Consider the following 20,423-nt stretch of genomic DNA (forward strand, 5'->3'; position numbering starts at 1 on the left):
TCGCAATCCGCGAAGGTGGCCGTACAGTTGGTGCTGGTGTTGTAGCTAAAATCTTTGCATAAGATTTGACGAACCACTAGTAAAAAGGGCATCATTTGATGCCCTTTTTCTGCGCTAAAAAAAGAGTTGGATGTTTTGACATCGATTTTTGCTCTTAGCAAAGAATTAAACGGTCTTTTTGACTAAAATGACTGTTAGATGTGTTGTTTTGCAACGCAAAGGAATGTGCCCTGCAACAGCGGGGTTATTGTCGTCTATATTTAAGACTTATCACAGGTTGGTTTTATGAAAGCAAACGCTGAAACTCCTGATAGCTCAGGTGCAGCAGATACAATGAAGTGGATTGTCGCTTTTGTTCTGTTGGCTGCTGCTGTTGTGGGTAATTACCTGTATGGTGAATTGTCTGTTGTAATTCGCGCTGCAGGTGTAGTTGTGCTGATTGCTGCCGCACTAGGCGTTGCAGCAACAACAACTAAAGGTAAAGCTGCGATCGATTTTGCAAAAGAATCTCGTATGGAGATTCGTAAAGTTGTTTGGCCTACTCGCCAAGAAACTATGCAAACTACATTGATCGTTTTAGCTGTATGTATTGTTATGTCTCTAGTGCTTTGGGGAATTGACGGCATTATGGTCCGTCTAGTTTCTCTAGCAACTGGGGTGTAGAGGGTTCTGATTCATGAGTGAAGCTCCAAAAAAACGTTGGTATGTAGTTCAAGCCTTTTCTGGCTTTGAAGGTCGTGTTGCACAGTCGCTACGCGAGCATATTAAAATGCACAACATGGAAGAACTATTTGGCGATGTGCTAGTACCTACTGAAGAAGTAGTGGAAATGCGTGCAGGCCAACGCCGTAAAAGTGAACGTAAATTCTTCCCTGGCTACGTATTAGTTCAAATGATCATGAATGATGAATCATGGCACTTAGTACGCAGCATTCCGCGTGTTATGGGCTTCATTGGTGGTACCTCTGATCGTCCTGCACCAATCACTGATAAAGAAGCTGATGCTATCTTGAACCGTCTAGAGAAAGCGAGCGAGTCTCCACGTCCTAAGACAATGTTCGAAGCTGGTGAAGTGGTTCGTGTGAACGATGGTCCATTTGCTGACTTCAACGGTACTGTTGAAGAAGTAGATTACGAGAAAAGCCGCATTAAGGTATCTGTATCGATCTTTGGTCGTGCAACACCGGTTGAGCTTGAATTTGGTCAGGTTGAAAAACTGGACTAATACTCTTACCTTTTGAGCAAGTTGTGGATAAATAGTTCATAAGCTGTTCAAAATTAAAGAGTATAAAAAATCACCTTTTTAGGGTTGTTAAAGGCGCGAATTATGATTATAATTTCGCGCCTTTTTGCTTCTGTGGAAGTAAAAAAGAGTTAATTGAAATTATGGGGAGCTCGCCTTACGGCTGGCGCATGTACCCAAATATTAGGAAATATCATGGCTAAGAAAGTTGAAGCTTATATCAAACTGCAAGTTGCAGCTGGTATGGCAAACCCAAGTCCACCGGTTGGTCCTGCTCTAGGTCAACACGGCGTGAACATCATGGAATTCTGTAAAGCGTTCAACGCAAAAACAGAATCTGTTGAGAAAGGTCTACCTACTCCAGTAGTTATTACTGTTTACAACGACCGTTCTTTCACGTTCGTAACTAAGACTCCACCTGCTGCTGTTCTTCTTAAGAAAGCTGCTGGCGTTAAGTCTGGTTCAGGTCGTCCAAACACTGAGAAAGTTGGTACTGTTACTGACGCTCAAGTTCAGGAAATCGCAGAAACTAAAGCTGCTGATATGACTGGTGCTGACATCGAAGCAATGAAACGTTCTATTGCTGGTACTGCTCGTTCAATGGGCCTAGTGGTAGAGGGATAAGATCATGGCTAAACTTACTAAGCGTATGCGCGTAATCCGCGACAAAGTTGACTCAACTAAAGAATACGAAATCAGCGAAGCTGTTGCTCTTCTTAAAGAACTAGCGACTGCTAAATTCGTTGAGTCTGTAGATGTTGCTGTTAACCTAGGCATCGATGCTCGTAAATCTGACCAAAACGTTCGTGGCGCAACAGTGCTACCTCACGGTACTGGCCGTGACATCCGCGTTGCTGTTTTCACTCAAGGTGCAAACGCAGAAGCTGCTAAAGCTGCTGGCGCAGATATCGTTGGTATGGAAGATCTTGCTGAGCAAGTGAAAAAAGGCGAAATGAACTTCGACGTAGTTGTTGCTTCTCCAGATGCAATGCGTGTTGTTGGTCAACTAGGTACAATCCTAGGTCCACGCGGCCTTATGCCAAACCCTAAAGTTGGTACTGTAACTCCTAACGTTGCTGAAGCGGTTAAGAACGCTAAAGCTGGTCAGGTTCGTTACCGTAACGACAAGAACGGCATCATCCACACTACTATCGGTAAAGCATCTTTCGAAGCTAGCCAGCTTCAAGAGAACCTAGAAGCTCTTCTAGTTGCTCTTAAGAAAGCTAAGCCTTCTTCAGCTAAGGGTTCTTACCTGAAGAAAGTAAGCATCTCTACTACGATGGGTGCTGGTGTTGCTGTTGATCAAGCTAGTCTTGATACTCAAGCAAACTAATTTGCTTAGGCGCAGATTTAGTGTATACTTCTGCGCCTAATATTTGTGGTTGGGTGGTTTTAAAGCAATTTGAAATCATCTATCCCAAGACCGTAGGCGCTGTCGATTTTCATTAGATTATTGATAGCTTAATAAAACCTACGTAGGCGATGTTGTGGTTTGAAGTGGATTTATTCACTTTTAAATAACATCGTAAACGCTCAATACATTTTGTATTGGGTGCTGTAATCACAACCAGAGGTTAATCCAAATGGCTTTAAATCTTCAAGACAAAAAAGCAATTGTTGCTGAAGTCAACGAAGCTGCCAGTGGTGCACTTTCTGCAGTTGTAGCTGATTCTCGTGGCGTTGAAGTTGGCGCAATGACTTCTCTACGTAAACAAGCTCGCGAAGCGGGTGTTTACATGAAAGTTGTTCGTAACACACTAGCACGCCGTGCGGTTCAGGGTACAGACTACGAGTGTCTAGTAGACACTTTCACTGGTCCAACTCTGATCGCGTTCTCTAACGAGCACCCAGGTGCTGCAGCGCGTCTTTTCAAAGACTTCGCTAAAGAGAACAAAGATTTCGAGATCAAAGCTGCTGCATTTGAAGGCGCAGTTACTGATGCTGAAGTACTAGCGACACTACCAACTTACGACGAAGCTATCGCACGCCTAATGATGTGCATGAAAGAAGCTTCTGCTGGCAAGCTGGTTCGTACTATCGCTGCACTACGTGACCAAAAAGAAGAAGCAGCGGCTTAAGCCTTGCTTTTCACTGGTTGCAAATTAAACTTATTGTTGACTTAAAAGAGAATTGTTATGTCTATTACTAACGAGCAAATCCTAGACGCAGTTGCAGAAATGTCTGTAATGCAAGTTGTTGAGCTTATCGAAGCTATGGAAGAGAAATTCGGCGTTTCAGCTGCAGCTGCAGTTGTAGCTGGTGGCGCAGCTGGCGGCGACGCTGCTGCTGAGCAAACTGAATTCGACGTAATCCTAACTGCTGCTGGCGCTAACAAAGTACAAGTTATCAAAGCTGTACGTGGCGCAACTGGCCTAGGTCTTAAAGAAGCTAAAGGTCTTGTAGACTCAGCTCCTGCAGCGCTTAAAGAAGGCGTTGACAAAGCTGAAGCTGAAGCTCTTAAAGCACAGCTAGAAGAAGCTGGCGCTTCTGTTGAAATCAAGTAATTATTACTTAATTTCATAGCCGCAAGGCTAATGGCTGGTGGTTTATTAACCACCGGCCTTTTTGCGCTGTAGGGCTATGACGAAATTTCCGCTGTTTAACCGTCATAATCCGAGCAAAAAAACAGTCATTTTTTCGAAATGATTGTTCACTACCACTAAACAGCTGTTTGTCACCACCCCCTCTGAAGAGTGTTTTGGGTGGTTTGGGTCACTTATCAGCGAGCTGAGGAACCCCATGGTTTACTCTTATACCGAGAAAAAGCGCATCCGTAAGGATTTTGGTACTCGTCCACAAGTTTTGGACATTCCATACCTGTTATCGATCCAGCTTGATTCTTTCGACAAATTCATCGAACAGGATCCAGAAGGTCAATACGGTCTTGAAGCTGCTTTCCGTTCTGTATTTCCAATTCAGAGCTACAACGGCAATTCTGAGCTGCAATACGTTAGCTACCGTCTTGGTGAGCCAGTTTTTGACGTTAAAGAATGTCAAATCCGCGGTGTTACTTACTCAAAGCCACTACGCGTAAAACTACGTCTAGTTATCTTTGATCGAGATGCACCAGCAGGTACTGTAAAAGACATTAAAGAACAAGAAGTCTACATGGGCGAAATTCCGCTTATGACAGACAATGGTACTTTCGTAATTAATGGTACCGAGAGGGTTATCGTATCCCAGCTGCACCGAAGCCCAGGCGTGTTCTTCGACAGTGATAAGGGTAAGACCCACTCATCAGGTAAAGTTCTTTATAACGCACGTGTAATTCCTTACCGTGGCTCATGGTTAGACTTTGAGTTCGATCCTAAGGATAACTTATTCGTACGTATCGACCGTCGTCGTAAGCTACCAGCATCGATTATTCTTCGTGCACTTGGTAAATCGACTGAAGAGATCCTAGATCTGTTCTTCGACAAGGTGAACTTCGAAGTTAAAGACCAAACTCTTCTTATGGAGTTGGTTCCTGATCGTCTACGTGGTGAAACTGCGTCATTCGACATCGAAGCAAACGGAAAAACTTACGTTGAGACTGGTCGTCGTGTTACTGCTCGTCATATCCGTCAACTTGAAAAAGATGGCGTTGAGCACATCGAAGTACCAGTAGAGTACATCGTTGGTAAAGTTGCATCTAAAGATTACATCAATGAAGCAACTGGCGAGATCATCGTTGGCGCGAACCAAGAGATTAGCCTAGAAGCACTTGCTAACCTGTCTCAAGCAGGTCACAAGTCTCTACAAACTCTGTTCACGAATGACCTAGATCACGGTCCATTCATGTCAGACACTCTACGTGCAGATAGCACAGTAGATCGCATCTCTGCATTGGTAGAAATCTACCGCATGATGCGTCCTGGCGAGCCACCAACGAAAGAAGCTGCAGAGTCTCTATTCGAAAGCCTATTCTTCTCTGAAGAACGTTACGACCTATCAACTGTAGGCCGTATGAAGTTCAACAGCTCTATCGAGCGTGAAGAAGAAGAAGAGCGCGGTACTCTGGATGAATCAGACATCATCGAAGTGATGAAGAAACTGATTGGTATCCGTAACGGTATTGGTGAAGTGGACGATATCGACCACCTTGGCAACCGTCGTATCCGTTCTGTAGGTGAAATGGCAGAAAACCAATTCCGTGTTGGTCTAGTTCGTGTAGAACGTGCCGTTAAAGAGCGCCTAAGCCTTGGTGACCTTGATGCAATCATGCCTCAAGATCTTATCAACGCTAAGCCGATCTCTGCTGCAGTTAAAGAATTCTTTGGCTCTTCACAGCTTTCACAGTTCATGGACCAAAACAACCCATTGTCAGAAGTTACGCACAAACGTCGTATCTCTGCTTTAGGTCCTGGTGGTCTTACTCGTGAGCGCGCAGGCTTCGAAGTACGTGACGTTCACGTAACTCACTACGGTCGTCTATGTCCGATCGAAACGCCTGAAGGTCCAAACATCGGTCTAATTAACTCACTATCTGCGTTTGCACGTTGTAACGATTACGGTTTCCTAGAAACTCCGTACCGTCGTGTAGTAGATGGTGTAGTAACAGAAGAAGTTGATTACCTGTCTGCAATCCAGGAAGGTCAATTCGTAATCGCGCAAGCAAACACCATTCTTACTGAAGAAGGTACGTTTGCAGATGAGCTAATTACAGCTCGTCAAAAAGGTGAATCTGGTCTTCACCCACGCGATCACGTTGACTACATGGACGTTGCGACAAACCAAGTAGTATCTATCGCTGCTTCGCTTATCCCGTTCCTAGAACACGATGATGCGAACCGTGCATTGATGGGTGCCAACATGCAACGTCAAGCTGTACCAACACTTAAGGCTGATAAGCCTCTAGTAGGTACTGGTATCGAACGTAACATCGCAGTTGACTCTGGTGTTACAGCGGTTGCTAAACGTGGTGGTCAAGTTCAGTCTGTAGACGCTTCTCGTATTGTAGTTAAGGTTAACGAAGATGAATTGGTACCTGGCGAAGCTGGTATCGATATCTACAACCTAACTAAGTACACGCGTTCGAACCAAAACACATGTATTAACCAACGTCCAACTGTACTTCCTGGTGAACCAGTTGCACGTGGCGATGTTCTTGCTGATGGTCCTTCAACAGACCTTGGTGAACTAGCTCTTGGCCAAAACATGCGTATCGCATTCATGCCTTGGAACGGTTACAACTTCGAAGACTCGATCTTAGTATCTGAGCGCGTAGTTCAAGAAGACCGTTTCACGACAATCCACATCCAAGAACTATCTTGTGTGGCTCGTGATACTAAGCTGGGTTCTGAAGAGATCACAGCTGATATTCCAAACGTAGGTGAGTCTGCTCTGTCTAAACTAGACGAGTCAGGTATCGTTTACATTGGTGCTGAAGTTAAGGGTGGCGACATCCTAGTTGGTAAAGTAACCCCTAAAGGTGAAACTCAACTGACTCCTGAAGAGAAGCTACTACGTGCTATCTTCGGTGAGAAAGCATCTGATGTTAAAGATACTTCTCTACGTGTACCAAACTCTGTTTCGGGTACTATCATCGATGTACAAGTCTTCACTCGCGATGGCGTAGAGAAAGACAAGCGTGCACTTGAAATCGAACAGATGCAGCTTAAAGAAGCTAAGAAAGACCTAACTGAAGAGTTCCAAATTCTTGAGGGTGGCCTTCTTAACCGTGTTAAAGCTGTACTTCTGTCTGGTGGTTACTCTGAAGCTAAGCTTGATACTATCGGTCGTAAGCAATGGCTAGAGCAAGTTCTAGAAGACGATGCGCTACAAACACAGCTTGAGCAACTTGCTGAGCAGTGGGATGAGCTAAAAGCAGACTTCGATAAGAAGTTTGAAACTAAGCGTCGTAAAATCACTCAAGGTGATGATCTAGCGCCTGGCGTTCTTAAGATTGTTAAAGTTTACCTAGCGGTTAAACGTCGTATCCAGCCTGGTGATAAGATGGCCGGTCGTCACGGTAACAAAGGTGTAATCTCTAAGATTAACCCTGTTGAAGACATGCCATACGATGAGAAAGGTCAGCCTGTAGACATCGTACTTAACCCGCTGGGTGTACCATCGCGTATGAACATCGGTCAGATCCTAGAAGTTCACTTAGGTTTGGCTGCGAAAGGTATCGGTGACAAGATCAACCAAATGGTTAAGGAACAACAAGAACTGCATAAGTTCCGTGAGTTCCTACAGAAGGTTTACGATCTTGGTGATACTCGTCAGAAAGTTGATATTGCTGAACTGTCTGATGATCAAGTTCGTACACTGATCAAGAACCTACGTGGCGGTCTACCGATTGCTACTCCTGTGTTCGACGGTGCTTCTGAGTCTCTAATCAAAGAACTACTTAAACTGGGTGATCTGCCAGAATCTGGTCAGCTTAAACTGTTTGATGGTCGTACTGGTGATTCGTTTGAGCGTCCTGTAACTGTTGGTTACATGTACATGCTGAAACTGAACCACTTGGTTGATGACAAGATGCATGCTCGTTCAACTGGTTCTTACAGCCTAGTAACTCAGCAACCACTTGGTGGTAAAGCTCAGTTCGGTGGTCAGCGTTTCGGTGAGATGGAAGTATGGGCACTAGAAGCATACGGTGCTGCATATACTCTACAAGAAATGCTAACAGTTAAGTCAGATGACGTTAACGGCCGTACTAAGATGTATAAGAACATCGTAGACGGTAACCATAGCATGGAACCTGGTATGCCTGAGTCGTTCAACGTACTGTTGAAAGAGATTCGCTCGCTAGGTATCAACATCGAGCTAGAAGACGAAGAGTAATCCCTCCTTCTTTTTAAAAGAAGATAGGATTATTTGGTAAAAGGGAGCTTGCTACAGCAGTGAGCTCCTTTAACTCCTTACAGGAGCTGAATGTGAAAGACTTATTAAACTTTCTAAAAGCACAGCATAAGACCGAAGAATTTGATGCAATCAAAATCGGTCTATCTTCACCAGACATGATCCGTTCATGGTCTTTTGGTGAAGTTAAAAAGCCGGAAACAATTAACTATCGTACGTTCAAACCTGAACGTGATGGTCTGTTCTGTGCACGTATTTTTGGTCCAGTTAAAGACTACGAATGTCTTTGTGGCAAATACAAGCGCCTGAAGCACCGTGGTGTTATCTGTGAGAAGTGTGGCGTTGAAGTTACACAAACTAAAGTTCGTCGTGACCGCATGGGCCACATCGAGCTAGCTTCACCAGTTGCTCACATCTGGTTCCTAAAATCACTGCCGTCTCGTATCGGTCTACTAATGGATATCCCTCTACGTGATATCGAACGTGTTCTTTACTTCGAGATGTACGTAGTAACTGAACCTGGTATGACTGATCTAGAAAAATCTCAGATGCTTACTGAAGAAGAGTATCTGGATCGTCTAGAAGAGTGGGGTGACGAATTCACTGCTAAGATGGGTGCTGAAGCGATCAAAGATCTGCTTGCAACAATGGACCTTCATCAAGAAGTGGAAGAAATGCGCGAAGAGTTAGAAACGACTAACTCAGAAACTAAGCGTAAAAAAGTTACTAAGCGCCTGAAGCTAGTTGAAGCGTTCATTGCATCGGGTAACGATCCGCAATGGATGATTCTGACTGTACTTCCGGTTCTGCCGCCAGATCTACGTCCTCTAGTACCACTAGATGGCGGTCGTTTTGCGACTTCAGATCTGAACGACCTTTACCGTCGTGTGATCAACCGTAACAACCGTTTGAAGCGTCTTCTAGAGCTAGCTGCTCCGGACATCATCGTACGTAACGAAAAGCGTATGCTGCAAGAGTCTGTTGATGCACTTCTAGATAACGGTCGTCGCGGTCGTGCTATCACTGGTTCTAACAAGCGTCCTCTGAAATCTCTTGCTGATATGATCAAGGGTAAACAAGGTCGTTTCCGTCAGAACCTTCTAGGTAAACGTGTAGACTACTCTGGCCGTTCTGTAATCACAGTAGGTCCATACCTTCGTCTACATCAGTGTGGTCTTCCTAAGAAGATGGCACTTGAGCTATTTAAGCCGTTCATCTACAGCAAGCTAGAAACTCGTGGCATGGCTACGACAATCAAAGCTGCTAAGAAGATGGTAGAGCGCGAAGAAGCTATCGTTTGGGATATCCTGGACGAAGTAATCCGCGAACACCCAGTACTGCTTAACCGTGCACCTACACTTCACCGTCTAGGTATCCAAGCGTTTGAACCAGTATTAATCGAAGGTAAAGCGATTCAGCTTCACCCACTAGTGTGTGCGGCATACAACGCCGACTTCGATGGTGACCAAATGGCGGTACACGTGCCTCTAACTCTAGAAGCACAGCTTGAAGCACGTACACTGATGATGTCGACGAATAACATTCTGTCGCCAGCGTCAGGTGATCCGATCATCGTACCTTCTCAGGACGTTGTATTGGGTCTTTACTACATGACACGTGACAAGATCAACGTGAAAGGCGAAGGTATGTACCTTGCTGGCCCTGCTGAGGCTGAAAAGGCATACCGTACTAAGACTGCTGAGCTACACGCTCGCGTTAAAGTACGTATCACCGAAACTGTAGTAGACGAAGATGGTAACAGCACTACTGAAACGAAGATGGTTGATACAACTGTCGGCCGTGCAATGCTATGGCAAATCGTTCCAGCTGGCCTACCGTACAGCATCGTTAACCAAAAGTTAGGTAAGAAGCAGATCTCTACTCTTCTTAACGAGTGTTACCGTAAGCTTGGTCTAAAAGATACAGTAGTATTTGCTGACCAAATCATGTACGCAGGTTTTGCATACGCTGCACTTTCTGGTGTTTCTGTAGGTATCGACGATATGGTTGTACCTCAAGCGAAATACGATGAAATTGAATCTGCTGAAGAAGAAGTTCGCGAAATCCAAGAGCAATTCCAATCTGGTCTTGTTACTGCGGGTGAGCGTTACAACAAAGTTATCGATATCTGGGCATCTACGAATGACCGCGTTGCGAAAGCAATGATGGATAACCTATCTTCTGAAACAGTTATCAACCGTGACGGCGAAGAAGAACAGCAAGAATCGTTCAACAGCATCTACATGATGGCCGACTCGGGCGCACGTGGTTCTGCAGCTCAGATTCGTCAGCTAGCAGGTATGCGTGGTCTGATGGCGCGTCCAGATGGTTCAATCATCGAAACGCCGATCACAGCGAACTTTAAAGAAGGTCTAAACGTCCTTCAGTACTTTATCTCAACGCACGGTGCTCGTAAGGGTCTTGCGGATACAGCACTGAAAACAGCAAACTCGGGTTACCTAACTCGTCGTCTAGTAGACGTTGCTCAAGACGTTGTAGTACACGAACATGACTGTGGCACGCATGAAGGTATCGACATGATGCCTCACATCGAAGGTGGTGACGTTAAAGTTGCACTTTCTGAGCTTGCTCTAGGTCGTGTAGTAGCTGAAGACGTTCTTAAGCCTGGTACTGAAGATGTACTGATTCCACGTAATACTCTGATTGATGAGAAGTGGTGTCAAATCATGGAAGACAACTCAGTAGATAGCATGAAAGTGCGCTCTGTTGTTACCTGTGATGCAGACTTCGGTTGTTGTGCACAGTGTTACGGTCGTGACCTAGCACGTGGTCACCTAGTGAACCAAGGTGAAGCAGTTGGTGTTATCGCTGCACAATCTATCGGTGAACCGGGTACACAGCTAACGATGCGTACGTTCCACATCGGTGGTGCGGCATCTACTGCAGCAGCAGAGAACAGCATCCAAGCTAAGACAACTGGTACTGTGAAACTTCACAATGCTAAGTTCGTAGTTAACAAAGATAAGAAACTGGTTATCACTTCTCGTGCATCTGAGATGACGATTATTGATGAATTCGGCCGTACTAAAGAGAAGCACAAACTTCCTTACGGTTCGATGCTAACCAAAGGCGACAACGCAGCAGTTACTGCTGGTGAAGTTGTAGCTAACTGGGAAGCGCATACCATGCCAATCATCACTGAAGTGGCAGGTCGTATCCAATTCGTAGATATGATCGATGGTATTACAGTTTCTCGTCAAACTGACGATCTAACGGGTCTTTCTTCAAGTGAAGTTACAGACGCAGCAGCTCGCCCAGCAGCAGGTAAAGATATGCGTCCAGCTATCAAACTTGTTGATGAGCAAGGTAACGACGTAATGATCCCTGGTACTGATATGCCAGCTCACTACTTCCTACCTGGCAAAGCGATTGTAAACATCGAAGATGGCGCTGAAGTTGGCATCGGTGACACACTATCTCGTATCCCTCAAAAATCGAGCGGAAACAAAGATATCACCGGTGGTCTACCACGCGTAGCTGACCTATTCGAAGCTCGTAAGCCTAAAGAGCCTGCGATCCTTGCTGAGCACACAGGTACTGTGTCTTTCGGTAAAGAAACGAAAGGTAAGCGTCGTCTAGTAATCACTCGTGAAGGCGGTGACGCTTACGAAGAGATGATTCCTAAGCATCGTCAATTGAACGTGTTCGAAGGTGAGAAGATTGAACGTGGTGATGTAATCGCCGACGGTCCTGAGACTCCACACGATATCCTGCGTCTACGTGGTATCCACGCAGTAACTCAGTACATCGCGAACGAAGTTCAAGAAGTTTACCGCTTACAAGGCGTAAAGATTAACGATAAGCACATCGAGACTATCGTTCGTCAAATGCTACGTAAGTGTACAATCACTCATTCTGGTGACTCTCCGTTCCTACCTGGCGAACAAGTTGAGTACCACAATGTTAAGATTGCTAACCGTAAGCTAGAAGCTGAAGGTAAAGAACTAGTACGTTTCGAACGTGATCTACTAGGTATTACTAAAGCATCTCTTGCAACTGAGTCATTCATCTCAGCTGCATCGTTCCAAGAAACGACTCGCGTACTAACAGAAGCTGCGGTTTCTGGTAAGCGTGATGACCTTCGCGGTCTGAAAGAGAACGTAATTGTTGGTCGTCTGATCCCAGCTGGTACTGGTTTCGCATACCACCAAGAGCGTCAAAAACAACGTGAAGAAGAGCAAGAAGGTCCTTCAGCTGAACAAGCTACTGACAATCTAGCAGCACTTCTAAACGCTGGTTTCTCTTCAGAAGAGTAAGCTCTACGAGTAGTCTCTAAGAGATAAGAAAAAGGCACCTTCGGGTGCCTTTTTTGTATCTGGCGTATTGGTATTTAGCTATGACTTATAAAGTGATAGGTGTGCTTATCTAGCTGGTGAGGTTGGATTTATGTCCTGAAGAGTGCTCTTTGAGGCCAGTAAGATAAAGGGTAGAGATGACTAGGCTGATTAGGGCTGTAACCATATGCTTATGGCTAAAGGTCAGGGCGAGCGAGTAAGCTCTGTCTGAAAGGTTCTGGGTAGTTTGGATAACCTTACAGACAAAACAAAAAGCTTGCACAGAGGCAAGCTTTTTAAGGATTCGGCTAACTAAGCGCCTGGTGGAATCGCTAAACTGTCTGCAATAAGCTGGATAAGATTATCTTCTACTTCAAAACGTAGTTCGAGTAGTTCACCTACTTTGGACATATCTCCTTCGAAGTTAGGCAACTCATCGTCTGCATTTACTTTAACGTACTTATCATTGAATTCTAGAAGCGGCTCGGTTGTAAGTACGATCTTCGCGTAAGTTGTATCAATCTCGTCATTGGTTTTAAAGCCTGTTGCTTGCCATTTTTTCATGACCATATCGTAGATCTTAAAATGACCCTCTGAGATATAATCGACAACATGATCACAGAATGAGCTTATTTCTTTAGGGGAAGGGAGTTCAACAACGTTTGATTGCCCGTTGCTAGCTGGCTGCAAGGCACCTAGCTTACAATACTCAACGATTAGAGACTGTCGAGTTTCGAGCCAATGATCGATGACCTCATTAGAGCCACCCCATTGTTCTTGTATTTGTTTGAATTTATTTAGCATGACCATGTCCTCATGATCTGATCACAACCTTGTGATCAAGTAATTGCCTAAGCAGGGTCCGTTTTATTGGTAGCTACTAAAAGTAATAGCTTGAAATATTCTCTGCTACAACTCTAGTATGAAATTAGATTGCCAGTAAAATGAACGAACTGCAAGCAATGAGGCATAGGGATGTTTAAAAAAAGTGATAACAAAATGACAGAGCAAGCTTATTGGTGCGTCGTTTCTGGTAGTGATATTTGGGTTAATAATGATCAGTTTCCGTTTGGCTCTGCTGAAGAGCTTGGGCTGAGTGTGGAGCATGCAATCTGTATTGGTCAGCATCAAGGTCGCAAGGTGTATTGGCTCAACGATTGTGATGTGGAGAATGAGCTGAGCATGGTCAGCCTAAGAGAGTTACTGCACTGGCCTGAAGTGAGTTTCTTGACTGCAAGCAAAGCCATCCAATATGGGCATATGACTCAAAGTATGCGTTTTTGCCCTCAGTGTGGTGGTCGAAATCATCTCAACCATAACCAGGTGGCGATGCAGTGTGGAGATTGCCGCACACTTCATTATCCTCGTATCTTCCCGTGCATCATTGTCGCTGTACGAAACGACAACAAGATATTGCTTGCGCAGCACCCAAGACATAAGACAGGTATGTATACCGTGATAGCGGGCTTCCTAGAGGTCGGAGAGACCTTAGAGCAGTGTGTGGCAAGAGAAGTCAAAGAAGAAACGGGTATCGATGTCGATAATATTCGTTATTTTGGCAGCCAGCCATGGGCGTTTCCATCGAGTATGATGATGGGCTTTCTCGCAGATTATGCTGGTGGTACGCTCAAGCCTGACTACAGCGAGCTATCGGATGCTCAATGGTTTGACGTAACAAGCCTGCCTGATGTTGCTCCTGTTGGAACCATTGCGAGACAGTTGATTGAGAAAACCGTTGATGACGTGATGAAAGATGGTGTGACTGAGCAGATACTAGAGCACTAATTTGCCTGTGATAGTATTTGGCCTATGGGTGATCAAAAGCTAAAAAAAACCCTCCACAAGTGGAGGGGGTAAGTAAGATGTCGTTATGAGATGCTGAGTAGTGACTACTCAGATGTTATAATTGTAATTTTCGCTAGCGAACAAATTTTTAACATGCTCCCGTAATTGGGTGCAAATTAAGCATTGATTTAAAAGTTAATAACTTGATCTAGGTTGCAAAGCACAAAGCTTTTACCCTTCAATCAGTGTTAGAATACTTGCCATCAAAACTAGACAAGATTGAATTGGAATTTAACGGAATGACCGAATTAAAAAACGATCGCTATTTACGCGCACTTTTAAAACAGCCTGTTGATTACACACCGGTATGGATGATGCGCCAAGCTGGCCGCTATCTTCCTGAATACAAAGCAACGCGCGCTGAAGCGGGCGATTTCATGTCTTTGTGCAAAAACGCGGAACTGGCATCAGAAGTAACACTTCAACCTTTACGTCGTTTCCCGCTTGATGCGGCAATCTTGTTCTCAGACATCCTAACTATCCCTGATGCAATGGGCTTAGGTTTGTACTTTGAAACAGGTGAAGGTCCTAAGTTTGAGCGTCCTATCACGTGTAAAGCTGACGTAGAGAAGATTGGCCTACCTGATCCAGAAGGCGAGCTTCAATACGTAATGAATGCCGTTCGTCAGATCCGTAAAGACCTGAAAGGCGAAGTGCCACTGATTGGTTTCTCTGGTAGCCCATGGACTCTAGCGACATACATGGTTGAAGGTGGAAGCTCTAAAGCATTCACTAAGATCAAGAAGATGATGTACGCAGAACCACAAACGCTGCACCTGCTTCTAGACAAGCTGGCTGACAGTGTTATCGAATACTTGAACGCGCAAATTAAAGCGGGTGCTCAATCGGTAATGGTATTTGATACATGGGGTGGTGTACTGACTCCTCGTGACTACAACCTATTCTCACTGCAATACATGCACAAAATCGTTGATGGCCTAATCCGTGAAAACGAAGGTCGTCGAGTACCGGTTACTCTGTTCACTAAGAACGGCGGCATGTGGCTTGAGTCTATCGCAGCAACAGGTTGTGATGCGGTTGGTCTAGACTGGACAATCAACATCGCAGATGCAAAAGCTCGCATCGGCGACAAAGTTGCTCTGCAAGGTAACATGGATCCTTCAATGCTTTACGCTCAACCTGAACGTATTCGCGAAGAAGTGGGCAGCATCCTTGAAGGCTTCGGTGACGGTGGTACAGGTCATGTATTTAACCTAGGCCACGGTATCCACTTAGATGTACCGCCAGAGAATGCTGGTGTATTCGTTGACGCTGTTCACGAATTGTCTAAGCCTTACCACAAGTAATTCTGAGTAAGATTATTGAAAGCGCTGTTGGGAAACCAACAGCGCTTTTTTATTGCCTGAAATTGGCATTTGATGGCGGTTTAATCTTGTTGTGTGCAGTTAATTAGGTATTTGGATCATGGTAGGCCAAATGCTCAGAGATGTGTTTCCTGATATAAGGAATGACTTCACTTTCAAACCAAGGGTTCTTCTTGAGCCAGATATTATTGCGTGGCGAAGGGTGGGGTAATGGCAAAAACTCAGGCGCCCACCTTTGCCAATCACGCACGGTTTCGGTCAATGTGCTGGTGGTTTTGTTTGTTAGGTAATGGTTTTGTGCGTACTGGCCAATCAGCAGTGTCATTTGAATATTGGGTAGAGATTGCAGCACTTTGTTGTGCCAAAGCCCCGCGCACTCTTTGCGTGGTGGGAGATCGCCACTTTTCCCTTTCCCCGGATAACAAAACCCCATAGGCACAATCGCGACTTTTTGCTCGTCGTAAAAAGTATCGCTATCTACCCCTAACCATTCTCTTAGTCGTTCACCACTGGCGTCATTCCAAGGTATCGACGACTCATGCACCTTGATACCCGGCGCTTGGCCTATGATCAGCAAGCGCGCGTTTGGATGCGCTTGAATCACCGGGTTGGCACCGTGTGATAGGTGAGGCTTACAAGCTCGGCATTGTCGAATCTCTTTAAGTAACGAAGAGGACATCAGTAACCTTTTTCAAAATCGATGACATGATTAAGTGTAAAGCCATCTCGCCACTGTTTGTAATTCTCTGCGAAGATCTCGACTACTTGTCTTGGCTCACTGAGTGCAGCGATGTGTGGAGTGATGGTGACTTGCGGTAGTTTCCAGAAAGGATGTTCCTGAGAGAGGGGTTCACTTTCAAACACATCTAAAAATGCGTGTTCTACCCATCTGTTTTTTATGGCGAGCAACAAGGCTTTATTGTCGATGCTTTCCCCTCGACCGACATTAAACAGCAACACATTAGAGCAGTAACCTAACGTGGTTTGGTTCAACAGCTGATAGGTTTCAGCGGTTGATGGCAAGGTGTTGACCACAATATCGGCCTGCTTAAGGGCAGCCTCTATCTCATTGATGTGGAAAGTCTCTTTAAAGGTTTCTTGTTTGGATGGGATGCCGGTACGGTTGACACCTATGGTATGAATACCAAAAGCCGCCGCGGTTTTTGCCAAATGACTGCCGATTGAACCTGTTCCTAAAATCACCATAGTTTTGTCAGTTAGGCTAGTATAAAGCTGTGGCTGCCAGTTTCGTTGTTGTTGATGCTGGTGGTAATGAGGGAAGTGTCTACAGTGACTGATTGTGTAACCCAATACGTATTCTGCGATAGCCGGACCAAAGATGCCTTTGACGTTGGTTAGCGTATAGTCCTGACGCAGATCTGGCTGAGTGAGTTTATTGATTCCGGCATAGGTACTCTGTACCCAGTCTAGCTCTTTAAACTCGCCGAGGCGCTCTGCGATTAGAGGTGGTGACGCCAAGACAATCTGTGCTGATTTGGGGTTTTGAGTGATTTCTAGGTCGGGTAAATCCTGGTTTAGAATCAGTTGCGTATAGGTATCGTCATGCTCAGTAAGAATATAGAGCTTATTCGTAAAATTGTTCATCGGCTTACCTTTTCCCCCCAGGGTTTATCAAGTACACTTTCGCTGTCTTTTTCTGCAATTATTGAGTGACTATGCTTCAGAATCCACTGCAGGTTCGTCTTGAAAAGTTAGAACCTTGGCAACAAATTACCTTTATGGCGTGTCTATGTGAGCGTATGTACCCTAACTATGCCATGTTTTGTGAGAATACAGAATTTGCGGAAGCTCGAATCTATCGTGATGTTTTGGATAGCATTTGGGAAATCCTGACGGTTAAAACAGCAAAGGTGAACTTTGAGCGTCAACTTGAGAAGGTTGAAGAGCTATTCCCTAGCGGTGATGATTTTGATTTTTATGGTGTTTACCCAGCAATGGACGCATGCCAAGGCCTAGCAACGCTAATTCATGGTCTGCTTGACCGTGAACATATGTTGGAAGCGGTAATTAAAGTGAGTCAACAATCGGTGAAGACGGTTGCTGAGCTTGAGTTTGCTCAAGGCGCTGAAGAAGTGACGAACGAAAACCAGAAAGAAAACGAAGCGGTGTGTGAAGAGTGGGACGTTCAGTGGGCCATTTTCCGACCTCTACGTGAAACGACTGAGCGTGACTTAGAGCTGATCAAAGACCTACGCCACGAACTGCGTGAAGACCCAGTCAGTAACATTGGTGTTGCGCTATAATTCGCAATTGCACCAAGGTACGAATAAAAACAAAGGCTCCCTAGGGAGCCTTTGTTGTATCTGACGGTATCAAATTTAGATTAAGCGTCTTTTTTGTCTTCGTTCTACACTTTGTCTTTTGATGCCTTATCTTTTGATGCGTCGTCGTCATTCGTTGATTTTGCATCTGAAGAGTCGTTGTCTGCTGGAGTTTCTTCCTCGTCCTCGTCATCGCGGTTTTCGATAACACCGTGTGTCTCTTTCCACTTCTCCCAGCGTTGGAACGCCAGTTCTTGCATGTCAGTCGTCTTATCCGCTTCGTCGACAATCTCTTCGCCCACTAGGTGCTCAAAGATGTCTTCTAGGGTGATGATGCCCTGAATAGTGCCGTATTCGTCCACAACTAAAGACAGTTGCAGGCGGTTTGCCATCATCTGGTCAAAGGCTTTAGCCAAGCCCATGTTGTTCAGCAACACGTGGATAGGGCGCATTACTTCACCCAGAGCTTTCTCACCACAACCGGCTTGCTGCAATCTAAACAGCTCTAAGCGGTGAACAAAACCGATGATGTTGTCACTCTGCTCGCTGTAAACCAGCGGGCGTGAGAATGGCGTGTCTTTATGTTGTTCTAGGAAGGTATTGACACTCATTTCCGCATCAACACGGAATACCACTGGGCGCGGCGTCATTATTTGAGTCACGGGTACATCTTGAATACCCAGTAGGTTGCTCAGGATTTTTGATTCGCCTTCTGCAAACTCGCCGCTCTCTTTTGCCAAAATCGCCATTGCAGATAGCTCATCACGCATTTTTGGTGCTTGGTGGCCACGAGCAAGACGTTTGGTGATCTGTTCTGAGAACCAGACAAACGGTGTTAGGAAGAACACCATCCAGCGCAGCACGCTTGCCGAAGCAGGGGCAAGTTGACGCCAGTAGGTTGCACCAATGGTCTTTGGAACAATCTCAGATAATACCAAGATACCTAGCGTTAGCACGGCAGAGAAGACACCTAACCATTGGCTACCAAAAACGACAGCCGCTTGTGCACCTGCTGTCGCAGCACCGATAGTATGGGCGATGGTGTTGAGCGTTAAAATTGACGCAAGCGGGCGGTCAATATCTGTTTTCAGTTTGTCTAAAGACTCTGCTGCAGGGTGCCCATTTTGTTTTAGTTGAGCAATGTAGCTCGGACTAATACTCAAAAGTACAGCTTCCAAAACAGAACAAATGAAAGAAACTCCAATAGCAATGGAGACGTAAATAGATAGCAGCAGCATGTTTGCCCTTAAATTAAATTGTACGCTTTAGCAGCGATTCAGCGTGGATTATAGTGAAAAAGTAGTGGCTAGGTCATCATTAATTTTGCTCTCAGCCCCTTTTAAACAAGGGCTTGCTTAATAAAATCAGTAACAAATTGTGAGTTATTACTCATATTATGGCTAAAACTACGGCATTAGAGCTAAAGATCGACGACAAACCTTTGCCAGATGGGGCATTTATGTTTTAGAGTGAATTGAATTCAAAAATACAAAGAAGGGAAACCTAAAATGAACAAGACTCAATTAATCGACTTTATTGCTGAAAAAGCGGACCTTTCTAAAGCACAAGCTAAAGCTGCTCTAGAAGCGACTCTTGGCGGTGTTACAGATGCTCTTAAAGATGGCGATCAAGTTCAGCTAATTGGTTTTGGTACTTTTAAAGTAAACCACCGTGCAGCTCGCACTGGTCGTAACCCAAAAACTGGTGATGAGATCCAAATCGCTGCTGCAAATGTTCCAGCATTTGTTGCAGGTAAAGCGCTGAAAGATTCAGTGAAATAATCTAAACTGTACCGAGGTAGTCGTATTCCACCTCGGTACAGGTTTTTATGAAAAAAGCATTTCTTCTCGTTTCACTATTATCTACATTTCTTATTGGCTGTTCTTCAACAAGCCCTCGCAAAAACCTAGAGCAATTTGAAACTCACACTGGCGGCCAAGTCATGGGCGACGCGACGAGTTTCTACTGGGTTACAAACAAGCTAACACAACCTCATACTTCAGCTGACTACGTCACTGTCGGCGATTACGGCTGGTACCAAACTGATTATGCTTGGTCAGAAGGCGTGCTTCGTGAATTCATTCGTGAAGGCGAGCAGCGTAACTCTTCTAATGAGCTGGTTCCCTATCGAGTCCATGTGCGTTTCAATAAGTCAGGCGAAGCTGTGTATCAACAGTATCGTATTGATAGCAAAATCTTACCTATCCAAGCCAAGCAGCTTGAAAACTATCAGAAAGAAGCGACGTCGGTTCTAGAGACCACAACGAAGCAGCATGATGAAGGGCTTAGGCTGATTCAGGGTTACTGGAATGGCAGCTCTTTTAAAACGTGCGCTGGTGGTGAGTTTGATCGCATTGAATTTAACCAGACCTTGCCAGGCTTCGTGATTGACCGATTGGCGTCTGTGGAAAGCTATGCGGCGTTTCTTGGCAGTGATTCACTGGGTAAGATGAGCGTGGAAGAGTTACTGATGCTGGCTGAAGACAGCCATGATTGTGTCGTTAGGCCATCATTGTTGAAAGAATAGCGAGTAATCAAAGGATTGAGAGTATTTGGCCTACTGTAGGCCAAGTGCCTATTTGTCTGTACAAATACAGATTCTTGTGTAAATGAGATAATAAAAGGCGCCTATTGAGGCGCCTTTTTC

At 45.0% G+C, this 20,423-nt stretch carries 17 protein-coding genes; 13 read left to right on the plus strand and 4 right to left on the minus strand.

What is annotated here, in order from left to right:
- The first annotated feature begins 285 nt into the window (after positions 1-285).
- The 8 genes from secE to rpoC all read left to right on the plus strand — a co-directional run bounded on the left by secE (position 286) and on the right by rpoC (position 12,306).
- On the plus strand, positions 286-663 hold the full coding sequence (gene secE / locus ACED41_RS06770) for a preprotein translocase subunit SecE (RefSeq protein ID WP_010435558.1): 378 nt from the start codon (positions 286-288) through the stop codon (positions 661-663).
- A 13-nt stretch (positions 664-676) separates the two neighbouring features.
- A complete protein-coding gene (gene nusG / locus ACED41_RS06775; RefSeq protein ID WP_010435556.1) occupies positions 677-1,225 on the plus strand; it encodes a transcription termination/antitermination protein NusG in 549 nt (182 codons plus the stop codon).
- Between the two features lie 213 nt (positions 1,226-1,438).
- Positions 1,439-1,867, plus strand: coding sequence for a 50S ribosomal protein L11 (rplK, locus tag ACED41_RS06780; protein WP_010435555.1), 429 nt, complete (start codon positions 1,439-1,441; stop codon positions 1,865-1,867).
- 4 nt (positions 1,868-1,871) lie between these two features.
- On the plus strand, positions 1,872-2,576 hold the full coding sequence (rplA, locus tag ACED41_RS06785) for a 50S ribosomal protein L1 (protein WP_017060523.1): 705 nt from the start codon (positions 1,872-1,874) through the stop codon (positions 2,574-2,576).
- A 250-nt stretch (positions 2,577-2,826) separates the two neighbouring features.
- Positions 2,827-3,321 carry a 50S ribosomal protein L10 gene (gene rplJ, locus ACED41_RS06790; protein WP_017060524.1) on the plus strand — a complete coding sequence of 165 codons (495 nt, stop codon included), beginning with the start codon at positions 2,827-2,829 and terminating at the stop codon, positions 3,319-3,321.
- Between the two features lie 57 nt (positions 3,322-3,378).
- Positions 3,379-3,747 carry a 50S ribosomal protein L7/L12 gene (gene rplL, locus ACED41_RS06795; RefSeq protein WP_017060525.1) on the plus strand — a complete coding sequence of 123 codons (369 nt, stop codon included), beginning with the start codon at positions 3,379-3,381 and terminating at the stop codon, positions 3,745-3,747.
- 235 nt (positions 3,748-3,982) lie between these two features.
- A complete protein-coding gene (rpoB, locus tag ACED41_RS06800; protein ID WP_017065638.1) occupies positions 3,983-8,011 on the plus strand; it encodes a DNA-directed RNA polymerase subunit beta in 4,029 nt (1,342 codons plus the stop codon).
- Between the two features lie 92 nt (positions 8,012-8,103).
- Entirely contained in the window at positions 8,104-12,306 is a 4,203-nt protein-coding gene (rpoC, locus tag ACED41_RS06805; RefSeq protein ID WP_017060527.1) for a DNA-directed RNA polymerase subunit beta', read from the plus strand.
- Between the two features lie 330 nt (positions 12,307-12,636).
- On the opposite strand, the gene ACED41_RS06810 is transcribed toward rpoC, so the two are convergent.
- Positions 12,637-13,134, minus strand: a complete 498-nt coding sequence (locus tag ACED41_RS06810) for an Rsd/AlgQ family anti-sigma factor (RefSeq protein WP_032546263.1) — start codon at positions 13,132-13,134, stop codon at positions 12,637-12,639.
- A 165-nt stretch (positions 13,135-13,299) separates the two neighbouring features.
- On the opposite strand from ACED41_RS06810, the gene nudC reads away from it, so the two are divergent.
- The gene (gene nudC / locus ACED41_RS06815) at positions 13,300-14,109 is read left to right on the plus strand and encodes an NAD(+) diphosphatase (RefSeq protein ID WP_371724702.1); all 810 of its coding nucleotides are present in this window, start codon (positions 13,300-13,302) and stop codon (positions 14,107-14,109) included.
- Positions 14,110-14,408: 299 nt separating this feature from the next.
- Positions 14,409-15,476: a uroporphyrinogen decarboxylase gene (gene hemE, locus ACED41_RS06820; RefSeq protein ID WP_017060530.1), complete on the plus strand. Its 1,068-nt coding sequence runs from the start codon at positions 14,409-14,411 to the stop codon at positions 15,474-15,476.
- Positions 15,477-15,579: 103 nt separating this feature from the next.
- Here hemE and ACED41_RS06825 read toward each other — a convergent pair whose 3' ends face one another.
- Complete coding sequence (locus tag ACED41_RS06825; protein ID WP_017062697.1) at positions 15,580-16,173, minus strand: uracil-DNA glycosylase family protein; 594 nt, start codon at positions 16,171-16,173, stop codon at positions 15,580-15,582.
- On the minus strand, positions 16,173-17,099 hold the full coding sequence (locus ACED41_RS06830) for a D-2-hydroxyacid dehydrogenase (protein ID WP_017062698.1): 927 nt from the start codon (positions 17,097-17,099) through the stop codon (positions 16,173-16,175). Before ACED41_RS06830 ends, ACED41_RS06825 begins: the two co-directional genes overlap by 1 nt.
- A gap of 71 nt (positions 17,100-17,170) precedes the next feature.
- On the opposite strand from ACED41_RS06830, the gene ACED41_RS06835 reads away from it, so the two are divergent.
- Positions 17,171-17,758: a YjaG family protein gene (locus tag ACED41_RS06835; protein ID WP_017062699.1), complete on the plus strand. Its 588-nt coding sequence runs from the start codon at positions 17,171-17,173 to the stop codon at positions 17,756-17,758.
- Positions 17,759-17,862: 104 nt separating this feature from the next.
- Here ACED41_RS06835 and ACED41_RS06840 read toward each other — a convergent pair whose 3' ends face one another.
- Positions 17,863-19,014 (minus strand): CNNM domain-containing protein, encoded by a 1,152-nt coding sequence (locus tag ACED41_RS06840; RefSeq protein WP_371724703.1) that lies wholly within the window; start codon positions 19,012-19,014, stop codon positions 17,863-17,865.
- A 270-nt stretch (positions 19,015-19,284) separates the two neighbouring features.
- Here ACED41_RS06840 and hupA point away from each other — a divergent pair, with 270 nt between their 5' ends.
- Both hupA and ACED41_RS06850 read left to right on the plus strand, forming a co-directional pair.
- Positions 19,285-19,557, plus strand: a complete 273-nt coding sequence (gene hupA / locus ACED41_RS06845; RefSeq protein ID WP_004729753.1) for a nucleoid-associated protein HU-alpha — start codon at positions 19,285-19,287, stop codon at positions 19,555-19,557.
- Between the two features lie 47 nt (positions 19,558-19,604).
- Positions 19,605-20,303: a DUF1481 domain-containing protein gene (locus tag ACED41_RS06850; RefSeq protein ID WP_017063655.1), complete on the plus strand. Its 699-nt coding sequence runs from the start codon at positions 19,605-19,607 to the stop codon at positions 20,301-20,303.
- Positions 20,304-20,423: the final 120 nt, after the last annotated feature.

The sequence above is a fragment of the Vibrio sp. 1F255 genome (assembly GCF_041439145.1).
GTDB lineage: Bacteria > Pseudomonadota > Gammaproteobacteria > Enterobacterales > Vibrionaceae > Vibrio > Vibrio crassostreae_C.